Genomic DNA, 14,741 nt, shown 5'->3' with positions numbered 1-14,741 from the left:
GGTCAGGCGGCGGCGGTCTTCTCGCTGTAGTCGTAGAAGCCGCGGCCCGACTTCACGCCCAGGTTGCCGGCATCCACGTAGCTCCTCAACAGCTCACGCGGGCCCTCGGGCAGGTGCGGGTTCTCGTCGGCGTAGTGCTGCTCGATGTCGAGCACGACGTCGAGGCCGACCTGGTCCATCATCTGGAACGGGCCCGCGGGAGCGCCGGAGTTGACCCGCCACATGGCGTCGACGTCTTCGGGGGTCGAGACGCCGTCGGCCACGACCGCGAGGGCCTCGCGCTTGATGGCGGCCCAGATGCGGTTGAAGATGAAGCCGGTCGACTCCTGGCGGGCGACGAACGGGAAGACCCCGAAGTTCGGGAGCTGCTCCTGCAGGAAGGCGATGACCTCCGACGCGGTCTTTCCGTCGCTCATGAGGTCGACCGCATTCTGCTGCGGCGGCATGTAGAAGTGCATGTTGAGCACGCGCTCGGGCGTCGCGACCTCGTCGATCATCAGGCGCGACGCGAACGACGACGAGTTGCTCGCGAGGATGGCGTCCGCCGGCGCGAGGCGGTCGAGGTCGCCGAACACCGACGTCTTCAGCTCGATGCGCTCCGGCACGGCCTCGACGACGAGCCAGGCGTTCGAGACGGCGGATGCCAACTCGTCGGCGCCCTGCACGGTTCCGGCGACGGCCCCCTCACGGGCTGCCACCACCGAGGGCAGCGTCTGTTCGACGTAGGCGACGGCGGCGGAGCGCACGGCATCCGCGAGATCGAAGATGCGCACGTCGGCCCCTCCGCTGGCGAACATCAGCGCGATGCGACGACCGAGCGTGCCACCCCCGATCACGGTGACGGGTCGGGTGGCGATGTTCTGGGGCAGCTGGACGCTCATGTCGTTTCCTCTCGTGGAGCAGAGGCTCGCCTTGCGGATGCGAATCCCTCGATACACACTGTACTCAATACACTTCGTACTGAACAGGTGATGACCGATGAACCCCCTCGAGATCCTCCGCCGCGGCACCACGCCGCTGACCGCCCCCGTCTACCCGCTGCGGGCCACGCGCTTCCTGAACCGCGAGTACTTCAACGTCGTCTATCGAACGGATGCGGAGGCGTTGCGCGCCGTGGTTCCGGAGCCGCTCGAGATCGACGAGCCGCTCGTGCGCTTCGAGGTCATGAAGATGGGCGAGGTCGACGGCTACGGCCCCTACGTCGAGTCGGGACAGGCGATCCCCGTCACCCTCGACGGCGAGCGCGGCGAGTACCTGCACGCGATGTACCTCGACAACTTCGCCGCCACCGTGTCGGGGCGAGAGCTCAGCGCCTACCCGAAGGTGACCGGAACCCCCGACCTGCGCGTCGACCAGGGTGCCCTCGTCGGCACCCTCGATCGCGGCGGCGAGCGCGTGGCCACGGCCACCATGGGCTACAAGTGGGAGCCGCTCGACCTCGACGAGGCGAAGGCGCAGATCACGGTGCCGACCTTCATGGTCAAGCTCGTGCCCGACGTCTTCACGCAGGGTGTGCGCGCGGCGCACCTCGTGCGCACCGAGATCACCGACATCGTGGTGAAGGAGGCGTGGACCGGACCCGCCCGCCTGCAACTCTTCGAGCACGCGCTCGCCCCGATGGCCGACCTCCCCGTGCGCGAGATCGTCAGCGCCTCGCACATCGTCACCGACCTGACCCTCGCCCCCGTCCGCCCGGTCGTCGATTACCTCGACGAGGTGAACCGCGCCGCCGCTGCGTAACGTGGAGCCCGTGACGACCACCCCCGCAGAGGCGCCGAAGCCCGTGCGACGCCGCAGCAGCACCCGCACCGCACTGATCGCGGCCGCCGAGGCGATCTTCGACGAGACCGGCAGCACCTCGGTGAGCGTCGAGGCCATCACGCGGCGCGCGGGGTACACGCGCGGGGCGTTCTACTCGAACTTCCGCTCGGTCGACGAGGTGTTCTTCGCGGTCTACGAGCAGCAGGCGGAGCTGGTGTTCGAGCTGCTGAGCGACATGCTCGGCGACGCCCGCAGCAGCGAGCAGCCGACCCTCGACGACATCGTGCGCGGCGTCGTCGAGGGGCTCCCTCCCGAGGAGAAGTGGTACGCGATCCGCTCGGTGCTCATCACGCGGGCGCGTCACGACGAGGAGGTCCGGATGCTGCTCACCGCGCACACCGATCACTTCCACGACACGCTGCAGCCGCTGCTCGTCGAGTGCCTCTCGCGCATCGGCCTGCATCCGGTGATCGACCCCGCCCTCTTCACGCGCGCGGTCGTCGCCGCTCACGTCGGGGCGGTGAGCCAGAGCGTGTTGCACGCCGACACCCAGCGGGTGCGGGTCGCCGCGGTCGAGGGCTGCATCCTCGGGCTGACGCGCGGGGCCGCCTCCGCCTGAGCGAAGGGACCATGGCCGGTCTCGCCCGGCCCGGGCCCGGGGCCATGGCATACGGCCCTCTGCCGACTATGTGTGACGCGCCGCCCCCGATGAGGGAGCGGCGCGTCTCAGGCGTTCAGCGGGTGAGCGGCGCGCTCATCACTCGCAGGCCACGCCGTCGTTGTCGCGGTCCAGCTTCGACCGGTAACCCGGCTGGTCCCGATACAGGGGCGCCTTGCCCGCCGCGCGAACGGCGTCGCAGTTGGCGTAGTACGCGTCCTCTGCGGGCGGCGCCGGCGCGGGCTCGGCGGGGGCGGGCTGAGGCTGCGCCGGGGCCGGCTCGGGCGCGACGACCGGAGCGACGACCGGCTCGGGCTCCACGACCGGGGCCGGCGCCGGAGCGGCGAAGGCCGAGGTCGGCACGAGCTGATCGGGGCACGCCTCGAGCACCCGCTTCATCGCATCGCGCTCCGCCTCGGTCACCCACAGCCCGTAGGTGGCCTTGACCGCGATCTGCGCGGCGACGTAGGTGCAGTGGTAGCTCTTCTGCGCGGGGAGCCAGGTGGCCGCATCGCCGTCGCTCTTCTGCGTGTTGGCCGCGCCGTCGACGGCGAGCAGGTTGAGGGGGTCGTTGGCGAAGCTCGCGCGCTGGTCGGCGGTGAGCTGCTGGGCGCCCTTCTGCCACGCGTCGGACAGCGCGACGACGTGGTCGATCTGCACGAGCTCCGAGGTGCCCTGGCCGCGGACGAAGGCGATGCTCCGCCCCGTGTACGGGTCGGCGAGCGTGCCGCCGGTCACTCGGCAGGTTCCGGAGCGCACGGCATCCTTCAGGTCGCGGCCGAGGATGTCGTTGCGGGTGTCGCATCCGTTGCGGTCGACGTCGAGCCAGCGCTGCCCGAACTGGGCGCGGTCGTACCCGGTCTTGGGCGCGCGCCCCTTCACGGCGAGAGTGTCGAGCACCGAGAGCGCTGTCTTGTCGGTGGTCGCCGAGGCGTCGGCGACGGTACCCGGCTGTCCCGCGAATGCGGCGAGCGCGGCCTGATCGTCGGCGAAGGGGGTGGCGGATGCCGTGGGAGTGGGCGACGGCGTCGGAGAAGCCGCCGCGGCCGGCACCGCCTGGGCGACCGGGGTCGCGTGCTTCGGAGAGGTGGCCCCCGTGATGCCTCCCGCGACCCCGAAGGCGACGACGGCGGCGACCGTCCAGATCGCGGCGCTGGAGCGCGAGCGGAACCGCAACCAGGTCGGGGTGTCGCGCGCGAGCGAGACGATCCCGGTGACGAGCACCACGAGGGCGACCATTGCGACGAACGGGGCGAGCAGCCACAGCGCCACGAGCAGGACGAGGCCGGCCACGATCCGGCCCCACATCGGAACGCGCGAGAACCAGGGGCGCGCCGCGCCCGGTGCCGCCGGCGGAGGGGCGGTGGTCACGGTCGGCGCGGGCGGCAGCGGGGTGAAGTCATTCGTCCACTGGCGGCCGTCCCACCAGCGCAGGCGTCCGGGAGTCTCGGTGTCGGGGTACCACCCCGGCGTCGCATTCGTCACGCGGCCACCGCCGCCTTCGTTCGGACCACTGCATTCCGGAATCGCATGGATTCCCCTTCCCCCGTGTGGACAACTTCGCGAGTCTATTCAGGGGAATGCAGGTCGCCCGACCGCGCTAAAGGCACCTGGACGGATTACGAATGCAGGATGCGCGGGCGGGAAATGTCGAGACGAAATCGATACCGCGCGCGCTCCACGGAGCGGGGCCCTCACTCCGTTGTGTGTCCGAAAACTCGGACGGATTCGAGAATCGTCCGGGTGTTTTGGACACTCGAGAGGGGGTGCCGCGGCGCGGCGCGGGATGCGAGATGTGGCTCAGCGGGCTCGTCGGCGCGTGCGCCAGGCCTTCCACGCCCCGGTCGACCACAGCGCCCAGATCACCAACACGGGCTGGAAGAGCAGGCGGATGCCGCGGGCGAGGTCGGTGTCGAGGCCGAAGGCGTCTGTGCCCCGGACGAACTGCTCGATGTTGCCGGGGAAGATCGCGACGAAGAAGGCCGCGACGATCCAGCCGACCGCGACGCGCCGGCGGCCGAGGACGAGGAGGGCGAGTCCGAGGGCGATCTCGACGACCCCGGATGCCACGACCGTCACGTCGACCGGAAGCGGAAGCCACGCGGGCACCTGAGCGACGAACGCGTCGCGGGCGAAGGTCAGATGCGCGGTGCCGGTGAACACGAGTGCGGCACCGAGCAGCCAGCAAGCGAGTGTGCGGGGGAGGCTCATCCTCCGAGGCTAAGCGGGCCGGGACGAGGGCGGGCAGCGCACGCCGAGCGCGGGCCGGGGCGGGCGCGGGGTGGCGCACCCGGCACGTGTGCCCAGGTGCGCCACCCTGCCCCGCCCCGTCAGCGGCGCAGAATGCGGTGCGCCAGTGCGTTGCCGATCAGCTGGCCCGCCTGCACGATGACGACGATGATCGCCACCGTCACCCACGTCGCCTGCTGGTTGAACTGCTGATAGCCGTAGATGATCGCGAAGTTTCCGAGTCCGCCGCCGCCGATGTACCCGGCCATCGCCGACATGTCGACGACCGCGATGAACATGAACGTGTAGCCGAGGATCAGCGGGGCGAGGGCCTCGGGAATGACCACGCCGAAGAGCACGCCGATGCGGCGCGCGCCCACGGCCCGGGCCGCCTCGACGGTTCCGGGATCGACGGCCACGAGGTTCTGTTCGACGACGCGGGCGATCACGACCGTGGCCATGATCGTGATGGGCACGATCGCGGCATCCGTTCCCAGGGTCGTCCCCGTCACCGCGCGCGTGACCGGGGCCACGGCGGTGAGGAAGATGATGAACGGGATCGGCCGGATGAGGTTGATCACGAGGTTCGCGACCGCGAAGACCGCCCGGTTCGCGAAGAGATTCCCGGGGCGCGTCGCGTACAGCAGCGCCCCGATGACGAGTCCCGCGACGCCCGAGATCAGCAGCGAGACGGCCACCATGTAGACGGTCTCGCCGATCGACTGGATCAGCACCGGGGTGAGGGTGTCCCACTTGTTCACGAGCGCACCTCCCTCGCCGGCACGACGACCTCGGTGTGCGCGCGCAGTTCCGCAACCACCGCATCGAGGTCGTCGGCGTGCACGCGGTAGGTCAGGGTGCCGAGCTGTCGGCCGAGGACGTCGGTCACCCCGCCGTAGACGACGGAATGACGGACGCCGTGGCGGTGGAACACCGCCGAGACGTCCTCGCTCGAGAACTCGTTGACCTCGACGCTCACGAGCTCTCCCCCGCCCGCGGCGAGCGCCGCCAGCGCCTCGCCCGAGGGCACGCCCTGCGTCACGGCGGCCACGAAGCGCTTCGTGAGGTCGGCGCGGGGGTGGGCGAACACGCGGTACGTGTCCCCGCTGTCCACGACCCGTCCGCCGTCCATCACGATCACCTGATCGCACAGCTCGTGCACGATCGAGATCTGGTGCGTGATGACGACGATCGTGATGCCCAGGCGGCGATTGATCTCTCGCAGCAGGTCGAGCACCTCGGCCGTGGTCTGCGGGTCGAGGGCGCTGGTGGCCTCGTCGGCGAGCAGGATGCGCGGGTCGGTCGCGATCGCACGGGCGATGCCGACGCGCTGCTTCTGCCCGCCCGACAGGCGCCGCGGGTACTGCTTCGCCTTATCGCCGATGCCGACGAAGTCGAGCAGCTCGGCAACGCGCTTGTCACGGTCGGCCTTCTTCCACCCCGCCACCTTCAGCGGGTACGCGACGTTGGCCGCCACCGTGCGCGAGGTGAAGAGGTTGAACTGCTGGAAGATCATCCCCACGCGGCGCCGCAGGTCGCGGAGCTTCGCCTCCGTGGCATCCCCCACGTTCACTCCCAGCACCTCGACGGTGCCGGACGTCGGCTGCTCGAGCCCGTTGAGCAGCCGGACGAGGGTGGACTTGCCGGCGCCGGAGTATCCGATCACCCCGACGATCGACCCCTCCTCGACCGAGAGCGACACGTCGTCGACGGCGGTGGTGGAGGTGCGGCGATCGGTGCGGAAGCTCTTCGTGACGCCCCGCAGCTCGATGACCGCGGTCATCCCTTCTGGGCCTTGAGGGCGTCTTCGAGGCTCGTCAGCTCGTCCTGCAGCTGCGCGCCGGTCCACTCGGTCTTGAACTGCAGGTTGCCCTGGTTCAGCTCGGTGACCGCCGCCTCGACCTCGGTCGAGTGGTACGCCTCGACGAGCTTGGCCCAGCGCGGGTCGTCCTTCTTGTCGTCGCGCGTGACGAACGCGTTGATGTACGGAGCGAGCTGCGGGTTGTTCAGGTCTTCCTTGAAGATGATGAGCTCGTCGCCGAGCCCGCCCTTCTGCGCCTGCGTGTTGTTGACAATCGCGGCCTGGGCGCTGCCGTCCTTGAGCGCGGTGACGGTCTGGTTCGTGTCGACGGGCAGCAGCTCGACCTTGGTCGAGACGATGTCGGCCGGCGTCGAGAAGGCGGTGCCGCCGTCCTTGAGCGTCAACAGCCCCGCCGTCTGCAGGTTGAGCAGACCGCGGGCGAGGTTGGTCGGATTGTTGGGGATGGCGACCTTCGCGCCCTCGGGCAGGTCCTTCACGTCCTGGTACTTCTCGGAGTACAGCGCGAGCGGGTACACCGCCGTCGCACCGACCGGCACGAGCGAGCCGTTGTTCTCGACGTTGAACTGCGACAGGTAGATGAGGTGCTGGAAGAGGTTCACGTCGAGCTCGCCGTCCTGCACGCCCTGGTTGAGCTGCACGCCGTCGTTGATTGTGCGCACCTCGAGGTTGATGCCCTCCTCGGCGAGCTTCTGCTTCAGCACCGTCCAGTGCGCCTCGTTGCCGTCGTCGGCGCCGAGGACGATGCGCGAGGAGTCGTCTCCGGATGCCGCACCCCCGGCGCAACCGGTGAGGGTCAGCATCAGGGCAGCGGCGGAAGCACTGAGGATCGTGGCCAGTCGTGCGGTGCGGCGAGTAGTCATGAGACCACGTCAGCACGTGGCATCCGGGATCGGAATTCGAGGCGTTACGACCGGTAACGGGCTGTCACGCGGAGTAATCGATTGGGTGGATGCCGAGGCATCGGCGATGATCGCACGCCTCATCGACCCGCGGGCTCACAGCGGAGGCGTAGCCTGGAGAGCGATGTCACGGGATGAAAGCGCGCGTAAGAGATTGTCCCGGAACAGCCCCCAGGGGCTGGTCGTTGCGATCCTGGCCCTGGCGGGCCTGTGCTCTTCGTTCATGTTCACCCTCGTGGTGCCCATCCAGTCGCAGTTGCCGCAACTGCTGAACGCCTCGCGCGACGACACCGCCTGGGTCGTGACCTCGACGCTGCTCGCCGCCGCCGTCATCACCCCCATCGCGGGCCGCCTGGGCGACATGTACGGCAAGCGCCGCATCGTGCTCGTGCTGCTGATCGTGATGATGCTCGGCTCGGTCGTGGCGGCGCTGTCGACCGGGATCATCGGCATGATCATCGGTCGCGCGCTGCAGGGCGCCGTGGTGGGCGTCGTGCCGCTGGGCATCTCGATCATGCGCGACGTGCTGCACGAGAACCGCGTCGACAGCGCGATCGCCCTCATGAGCGCGACGCTCGGCGTCGGCGGCGCCCTGGGGCTGCCGATCAGCGCCCTCGTGGCCGAGAACACCGACTGGCACTGGCTGTTCTGGATCGCCGGAGCCCTCGGCGCGGTCGTCTTCGTGCTGATCCTGTGGATCGTCCCCGTCAGCGTGCTGCGCACCGCGGGACGCTTCGACTACCTCGGCGCCGTCGGCCTCGCGATCGGCCTGATCGGCGTGCTGCTCGCGGTCTCGCGTGGCAACTCGTGGGGCTGGACCTCGCCGCTGACGCTCGGCCTCGCCATCGGCGGCATCCTCGTTCTGCTCGTGTGGGGCTGGTACGAGCTGCGCGTCGAGAACCCGCTGCTCGACCTCCGCGTCGCCGCGCGCCGCCCCGTGCTGCTCACCAACCTGGCATCCGTCGCCATGGGCTTCGCTCTGTTCACCTCGAACGTCGCATACCCGCAGATGCTCGAGCTTCCTGTCGCGACCGGCGTCGGACTCGGCCTGTCGCTGCTGGCCGCGAGCCTCGTGGTCATGCCCTCGGGCCTGGTGATGATGGTGCTCTCGCCGATCTCGGGCACCCTGGCCCGGACGATCGGACCCCGTGTGCTGCTCGTGGCCGGCTCGATCTCGCTCATCCTCGCCTACGGTTTCAGCCTGATCTTCTCGACCGAGGTCTGGCACTTCGTCGTCGCGAACATCCTGATCGGCTTCGGCATCGGCTTCGGCTACGCCGCCATGCCCATGCTCATCATGCGCGCGGTGCCGCCGAGCGAGACCGGCGCCTCGAACGGCCTGAACGCCCTCGCGCGCTCGCTCGGGACGAGCACGGCCGCCGCGATCGTCGGCGTCGTGCTCGCGACCCTGTCGACCGGCTCGGGCGAGACGCGCGTCCCGACCTCGCAGGCGTTCCAGGTGTCGTTCCTGATGGGCATCGGGGCGGCCGCGATCGCCCTGGTGCTGGCGCTGTTGATCCCCACGCGGCCCACGCCGGTCGAAAAGCACCCTTCGCTACCCTGAGCCCCCTGCGCGCCGGCAGTGGCGCGCGCCGCTCAGTCCAGCAGCAGCGCCGGCTCCTCGAGCACGGATGCCACGTCCGCGATGAACCGCGAGATCCCGTCGCCGTCGACCACGCGGTGATCGAACGAGCCCGAGACCGTGGTCACCCAGCGGGGGCGCACCTCGCCGTCGACGACCCACGGCTTCTGACGGATGGCGCCGAGCGCGATGATGCCGGCCTCGCCGGGGTTGATGATCGGGGTCCCGGCATCCACTCCGAACACACCGATGTTCGTGATCGTGAACGTGCCACCGGTCTGGTCGGCGGGGCTGGTCTTGCCCTCGCGTGCGGTGAGGGTGAGGTGCTCGAGTGCCTTGGCGAGCTCGCGCGTGTTCATCGACTGCGCGTCCTTGATGTTCGGCACGAGCAGGCCACGGGGGGTCGCCGCGGCGATGCCGAGGTTGACGTAGTGGCGCACCGAGATCTGGGCGCCGTCTTCGGTGTCGACCCACGCGGCGTTGATCATCGGGGTGCGACGCAGCGCCCAGATGACGGCGCGCGCCATGATCAGCAGCGGCGAGATCTTCACGTCGGCGAAGTCGGGCGAGGCCTTGAGGCGCTTGACGAGCTCCATCGTGCGCGAAGCGTCGACGTCGACCCACACCGACACGTGCGGCGCCGAGTACGCGCTCGAGGTCATCGCGTTGGCGGTCGCCTTGCGGACGCCGCGGACGGGGATCGACTCCTCGCGGGCGTCGGAGGCGGGGGCGGATGCCGTGGGCGCGGGCGCCGCGGGAGCAGCCACCGGGATCGTCTCCTCGCGCACGGCGCCCCACGCAGGCGTCTCGATGTTGCGGAAGACGCTCGCCTGCTCGGCGTGCTTGACGACGTCGTCGCGGGTCACCTCTCCGGCGGGGCCGCTGGGCGTGACCGCCGAGAGGTCGACGCCGAGGTCGCGCGCGAGCTTGCGGATCGGGGGCTTGGCGACCACGCCGACCGAGGCCTTCACGGGGCGCTCGGCGGGCTTGCGGCGACGTGACGACACCGCGCCACCCGTGCCATACCCGACGAGGACCGCTCCGCCGGGGTCGCTGGGCTCGGGAACACTGACCGGGGCCGCGGGCGCCGGGGCGGCGGCATCCGTCGATCCGATCGTGATGATCGGCGCGCCGACCTCGACGGTCGAGCCCTCGGATGCCAGCAGCTCTCCGACCGTGCCCGCGTAGGGCGACGGCAACTCGACGAGCGATTTGGCCGTCTCGATCTCGACGATCACGTCGTTGACGGCGACGGCGTCACCGGGCGCGACGCGCCACTGTACGATCTCGGCCTCGGTGAGGCCTTCTCCGACGTCGGGGAGAACGAAGGTCTGGTCGGTCACGGTGTGTCCTTTGCTCGCGAACAGCATCTCATCGACGCCGCTCGCGGTCACGAAGCAGGTCAGTAGGCGAGAGACCGGTCGACGGCCTCGAGAATGCGATCGGCGTCGGGCAGATAGGTGCCCTCGAGCTTCGCGGGCGGGAAGGGCACGTCGAACCCCGACACCCGCAGCACGGGTGCCTCGAGGGCGAAGAAGGCCTTCTCCATGACGGTCGCGGCGATCTCGGAGCCGAGGGAGGTGAAGCCCGGCGCCTCCTGCGCGTAGACCATGCGGCCGGTGCGGCGCACCGAGTCGAGCAGGGGGCCGTAGTCGACGGGCGAGAGAGAACGAAGGTCGATGACCTCGCAGCTCGTGCCTTCGCTCTCGGCGAGAGCGGCGGCCTGCAGCAGGGTCGTCACCATCGCGCCGTGTCCGACGAGCGTGACGTCGGTGCCGCGGCGCACGATGCGGCTCGCGTGCAGCGGCAGCGCAGGGGCCTCGAGGTCGACCTCGCCCTTCTGCCAGTACTTCGCCTTCGGCTCGAGGAAGACGACGGGGTCGGGCGATTCGATCGCCTGCTGGATCATCCAGTAGGCGTCGTTCGCGTTCGAGGGGCTGACCACCCGGAGCCCTGCCGTGTGCGTGAAGTACGCCTCGGGGCTCTCCTGGTGGTGCTCGACCGCGCCGATGTGTCCGCCGTAGGGGATGCGGATGACGACGGGCATGCGCACCGCGCCCTCGTGGCGGTTCGTGATCTTCGCGAGCTGCGAGGTGATCTGGTCGAAGGCGGGGAAGACGAAGCCGTCGAACTGGATCTCGAGCACGGGCGTGAAGCCGCCCATCGCGAGACCGATCGCGGTGCCGACGATCCCCGACTCCGCGAGCGGGGAGTCGATGACCCGGCGCGGACCGAAGTCCTTCTGCAGGCCCTCGGTCACACGGAAGACGCCGCCGAGCGGGCCGATGTCCTCACCCATGAGCAGCACGCGGTCGTCGGTCTCGAGCGCGCGACGGAGTCCGGCGTTCAGCGCGCGGCTGATCGGCATGTTGTCGGTCACTGCGCGCCCCCTTCCATCGAGTTCTCGTAGTCGTCGAGCCAGCGCTGCTCCTCGGCGATCAACGCGTGGGCTTCGGAATAGACGCTCTCGAACATGTGCACGCGCGGGATGCCGCCGAGCTCGTTCGTGCGTACGCGCACGTCGTCGGCGAGGGCTGCTCCCTCGGCATCCGCGTCGTCGAAGAACTGCTGCGAGGCGCCGCGTCCCTCGAGGTAGGCGCGCATGCGGGCGATCGGGTCGCGCCCGGCCCACGCCTTCTCTTCGTTGGAGGTGCGGTACTTGGTGGGGTCGTCGCTGGTCGTGTGCGCGCCCATGCGGTACGTCATCGCCTCGATCGCGCGGGGGCCGCCGCCTGCGCGCGCCTCGTCGAGGGCGACCTTCGACACGGCGTAGCTCGCGAGCACGTCGTTTCCGTCGACCTGGAGGCTCGGGATGCCGTAGCCCTCACCGCGCTTGTACAGCGGCGAGCGCGACTGCGTCGCGACCGGCACCGAGATGGCCCACTGGTTGTTCTGCAGGAAGAACACCTCGGGGGTCTGGAAGCTCGCGGCGAAGACCATCGCCTCGTGAACGTCGCCCTGGCTCGAGGCGCCGTCGCCGTAGTAGACGATCACGGCTTCGTCGCGCTCGGGGTCGCCGCTGCCGCTCTTGCCGTCGAACACCAGGCCCATCGCCAGGCCCGTGGCGTGCAGCGTCTGCGCACCGAGCACGAGCGTGTAGATGTGCGTGTTGCCGTTCTTGGGGTCCGTCGGGTCCCACCCGCCGTGGGTGAGTCCGCGCATGAGGCGGATGATGTCGAGCGGGTCGACGCCGCGGATGCGGGTGACCACGTGCTCGCGATACGAGGGGAAGACGTGGTCCTGCGCGCGGGCCGCGCGAGCGGAGCCGACCTGCGCCGCCTCTTGCCCGAAAGACGGCGGCCACAGGGCGAGCTGCCCCTGGCGCTGCAGGTTGGTGGCCTGTACGTCGAACGCGCGGATCGAGACCATGTCGCGGTAGAAGGTCTCGAGTTCGGCGTCGGTCAGGGCGTCGATGAGCGGCAGGTAGCGCTCGGCGGCGGGCGTGGGGGCCAGCGTGCCGTCGGCTGCCAGAACGCGCACGAGAGCGGGGTCGTCGAGCGGGGTCATGAACCCACGCTAACGCGCGACCCATGCGCGAGACCGCATGAGGTGCACAACGGATGCCGTGATTCGGCGTTCGTTGTCGACAAAGGCGCCGCCGCGGATCAGTGCGGGGCCGTGGCCGCGGCGACCTCGACCACGCGGTCGAGCGACTCCTCTTCGCCGATCGAGATGCGGATGCCGTCGCCCGGGAACGGACGCACGATGAGCCCGGCCTCTTCGAAAGCGGTGGCGACCTCGACCGTGCGATCGCCGGCGGCGAGCCACACGAAGTTGCCCTGGGCGTCGGGGACGTCCCACCCGGCCTCGCGAAGGCGGCCGACGAGGCGGTCGCGTCGCTCGGCGATGACCTTCACGCGGTGCAGCAGCTCGCTCTCGGCATCGAGGCTCGCGATCGCCGCGGCCTCTCCGGCCGCCGTGACCGACAGCGGGATGGCGGTGCTGCGCGAGGCATCGAGCACCCCGGTGTGGCCGATCGCGTAGCCGATACGCAGACCCGCGAGCCCGTACGCCTTCGAGAAGGTGCGCAGGACGACGACGTTGGGGCGACCGAGCACCGCGCGCACCCGACTGCCCTCGACCGACGCGGGGTCGGTAACGAACTCGGCGTAGGCCTCGTCGAGGACGATGAGCACGTCGCGCGGCACGGCGTCGACGAACGCGGCGAACTCGTCGTAACCGACGGTCGGCCCCGTGGGGTTGTTGGGGCTGCACACGATCACCAGGCGCGTGCGCTCGGTGACGGCGGCGGCCATCGCGGGGAGGTCGTGACGAGAATCGGCGGTCAACGGCACCTGCACGCTCTTCGCCCCGGCAACCGCGACGAGCGAGGGGTAGGCCTCGAACGAGCGCCAGGCGTAGACGACCTCGTCGCCGGGGCCCGAGGTCGCCAGCAGGAGCTGCGCCAGCACCGAGACGCTGCCGGCTCCGACGTGCACCTCGTCGGGCGAGACGCCATACCGCGCGGCCAGGCGTTCGCGCAGGCGGGCGGCCGTGGCATCCGGGTATCTGTTGAAGGCTCCCGCGGCGACGACCGCGTCGAGGACGCCGGGAAGCGGCTCGAAGGGGTTCTCGTTGCTGGAGAGCTTGAAGGCGTCGGGGCTGGCCTGTCGTCCCTGCCGGTACGCGGGCAGCGCGGCGATCTCGGGGCGGATACGGGGCAGGACCGGCTCTTCACTCACCCCGCGAGCCTAACCGGGGCCCGCCGTGCGCGTCAGTCCCACTTTCGGGGGCATCTCCCCCGGCGAGTCCTCCCCAGGCCTCGAGCGCGCGGGGCGTTCTCCACAACCCCGTGGCGCGACGGCGGGTGCGTGCCACGATGGGGGCATGCGCTTCGTCGTCCGCGTCGCCGTCAACGCCTTCGCCATCTGGATCGTCACTCTGCTGCCCGCCCTGCAGGTGCGGCTCATCCCCTTCGCCCCGGGCGAGTGGTTCCAGGTCCTGCTCACGCTGCTCGTGGTCGGGCTCATCTTCGCGCTGGTCAACACGATCATCGGCACCGTCGTCAAGATCGTCGCGATCCCGCTCTACATCCTGACGCTCGGGCTCATCTCGCTGATCATCAACGGTTTCCTGCTGTGGCTCACGGGCGTCATCACCGAGAACTGGGACTGGGGCCTGCGCACGGGCGAGTTCTGGTTGACGGTCGTGGCGGCGCTGCTCATCGGCATCATCAACGCCGTCCTGGGCGGCATCCTGCGTCCGCGGCGCGAGGAGCGCGAACGCCGCTGATGCGTTCGAGGCCCATCACCGCCATGATGGGGGGATGACCGCGAACCCCGACGCGCCGTTCCGCGTCGTGTTCGTATGCAGTGGCAACATCTGCCGCTCGCCGATGGCCGACGTCGTGTTCCGCCGTATCGCCGACACCTCGGGCCTCGGGGCGCACATCGCGTCGAGTTCGGCCGGCACCGGCGACTGGCACGTCGGCGAGCGCGCCGACCACCGCACCCTCGCGGCTCTCGACCGCCTGGGCTACGACGGCTCCTCGCACCGCGCCCGGCAGTTCCAGTACGCCGACTTCGAGCGCAACGACCTCGTCGTCGCCCTCGACCGCAGCCACGAGCGCGTGCTGCGCGGGTGGGCGCGCGACGACGACGACGCCGACAAGATCGCCCTGCTGCAGTCCTTCCTTCCGGATGCCGAGACCCTCGATGTCCCCGACCCGTACTACGCCGGGGCCCCGATGTTCGACGAGGTGCTCGGTATGATCGAACGCGCCAGCAGGGCCCTGTTCCGACAGCTCGAGCCCGCCATCCGTTCCGCGGGCTGACCCGTTCGCGCAACCCC

General features: G+C 70.0%; 15 protein-coding genes. 5 read left to right on the top strand and 10 right to left on the bottom strand.

All coding sequences use genetic code 11. The annotated features are described in order from the left end of the window. Positions 1-2: 2 nt before the first annotated feature. Positions 3-881: a 3-hydroxyacyl-CoA dehydrogenase family protein gene (locus tag BLS25_RS04585; RefSeq protein ID WP_074694591.1), complete on the bottom strand. Its 879-nt coding sequence runs from the start codon at positions 879-881 to the stop codon at positions 3-5. 97 nt (positions 882-978) lie between these two features. Between BLS25_RS04585 and BLS25_RS04580 the strand changes: the two genes are divergently transcribed. Together BLS25_RS04580 and BLS25_RS17045 are read left to right on the top strand one after the other, a co-directional pair. Continuing rightward, the gene (locus tag BLS25_RS04580; protein WP_074694590.1) at positions 979-1,740 is read left to right on the top strand and encodes an acetoacetate decarboxylase; all 762 of its coding nucleotides are present in this window, start codon (positions 979-981) and stop codon (positions 1,738-1,740) included. Positions 1,741-1,750: 10 nt separating this feature from the next. Then, positions 1,751-2,380, top strand: a complete 630-nt coding sequence (locus BLS25_RS17045; protein ID WP_200914111.1) for a TetR/AcrR family transcriptional regulator — start codon at positions 1,751-1,753, stop codon at positions 2,378-2,380. 138 nt (positions 2,381-2,518) lie between these two features. Here the strand turns inward: BLS25_RS17045 and BLS25_RS04570 are convergent, their stop codons facing one another. The 5 genes from BLS25_RS04570 to BLS25_RS04550 form a co-directional block, all read right to left on the bottom strand. Continuing rightward, positions 2,519-3,904 carry a GmrSD restriction endonuclease domain-containing protein gene (locus BLS25_RS04570; protein WP_074694589.1) on the bottom strand — a complete coding sequence of 462 codons (1,386 nt, stop codon included), beginning with the start codon at positions 3,902-3,904 and terminating at the stop codon, positions 2,519-2,521. A 315-nt stretch (positions 3,905-4,219) separates the two neighbouring features. Next, positions 4,220-4,630, bottom strand: a complete 411-nt coding sequence (locus BLS25_RS04565; RefSeq protein WP_074694588.1) for a DoxX family protein — start codon at positions 4,628-4,630, stop codon at positions 4,220-4,222. A gap of 119 nt (positions 4,631-4,749) precedes the next feature. Beyond that, a complete protein-coding gene (locus BLS25_RS04560) occupies positions 4,750-5,409 on the bottom strand; it encodes a methionine ABC transporter permease (RefSeq protein WP_143017828.1) in 660 nt (219 codons plus the stop codon). Beyond that, positions 5,406-6,431 (bottom strand): methionine ABC transporter ATP-binding protein, encoded by a 1,026-nt coding sequence (locus BLS25_RS04555; RefSeq protein WP_074694587.1) that lies wholly within the window; start codon positions 6,429-6,431, stop codon positions 5,406-5,408. Before BLS25_RS04555 ends, BLS25_RS04560 begins: the two co-directional genes overlap by 4 nt. Then, positions 6,428-7,330 (bottom strand): MetQ/NlpA family ABC transporter substrate-binding protein, encoded by a 903-nt coding sequence (locus BLS25_RS04550; RefSeq protein WP_074694586.1) that lies wholly within the window; start codon positions 7,328-7,330, stop codon positions 6,428-6,430. The genes BLS25_RS04555 and BLS25_RS04550 overlap by 4 nt, the downstream gene beginning before the upstream one ends. A gap of 163 nt (positions 7,331-7,493) precedes the next feature. Between BLS25_RS04550 and BLS25_RS04545 the strand changes: the two genes are divergently transcribed. Continuing rightward, the gene (locus BLS25_RS04545; protein WP_074694808.1) at positions 7,494-8,933 is read left to right on the top strand and encodes an MFS transporter; all 1,440 of its coding nucleotides are present in this window, start codon (positions 7,494-7,496) and stop codon (positions 8,931-8,933) included. Between the two features lie 32 nt (positions 8,934-8,965). Here the strand turns inward: BLS25_RS04545 and BLS25_RS04540 are convergent, their stop codons facing one another. From BLS25_RS04540 to BLS25_RS04525, 4 genes are all read right to left on the bottom strand, one after another. After that, positions 8,966-10,294 carry a dihydrolipoamide acetyltransferase family protein gene (locus BLS25_RS04540; protein ID WP_074694807.1) on the bottom strand — a complete coding sequence of 443 codons (1,329 nt, stop codon included), beginning with the start codon at positions 10,292-10,294 and terminating at the stop codon, positions 8,966-8,968. A gap of 59 nt (positions 10,295-10,353) precedes the next feature. Further along, on the bottom strand, positions 10,354-11,319 hold the full coding sequence (locus BLS25_RS04535) for an alpha-ketoacid dehydrogenase subunit beta (RefSeq protein WP_081349711.1): 966 nt from the start codon (positions 11,317-11,319) through the stop codon (positions 10,354-10,356). A gap of 8 nt (positions 11,320-11,327) precedes the next feature. After that, positions 11,328-12,458: a thiamine pyrophosphate-dependent enzyme gene (locus BLS25_RS04530; RefSeq protein WP_074694585.1), complete on the bottom strand. Its 1,131-nt coding sequence runs from the start codon at positions 12,456-12,458 to the stop codon at positions 11,328-11,330. 98 nt (positions 12,459-12,556) lie between these two features. Next, positions 12,557-13,633: a histidinol-phosphate transaminase gene (locus BLS25_RS04525; RefSeq protein WP_074694584.1), complete on the bottom strand. Its 1,077-nt coding sequence runs from the start codon at positions 13,631-13,633 to the stop codon at positions 12,557-12,559. 145 nt (positions 13,634-13,778) lie between these two features. On the opposite strand from BLS25_RS04525, the gene BLS25_RS04520 reads away from it, so the two are divergent. Both BLS25_RS04520 and BLS25_RS04515 read left to right on the top strand, forming a co-directional pair. After that, complete coding sequence (locus BLS25_RS04520) at positions 13,779-14,183, top strand: phage holin family protein (RefSeq protein ID WP_056224828.1); 405 nt, start codon at positions 13,779-13,781, stop codon at positions 14,181-14,183. Between the two features lie 34 nt (positions 14,184-14,217). Continuing rightward, on the top strand, positions 14,218-14,724 hold the full coding sequence (locus BLS25_RS04515) for a low molecular weight protein-tyrosine-phosphatase (RefSeq protein WP_074694583.1): 507 nt from the start codon (positions 14,218-14,220) through the stop codon (positions 14,722-14,724). Positions 14,725-14,741: the final 17 nt, after the last annotated feature.

It is taken from the genome of Microbacterium testaceum StLB037, from assembly GCF_900104345.1.
In the GTDB taxonomy this organism is placed as follows: Bacteria; Actinomycetota; Actinomycetes; order Actinomycetales; family Microbacteriaceae; genus Microbacterium; species Microbacterium testaceum_A.
This window is presented reverse-complemented; position numbering and strand designations above follow the sequence as displayed.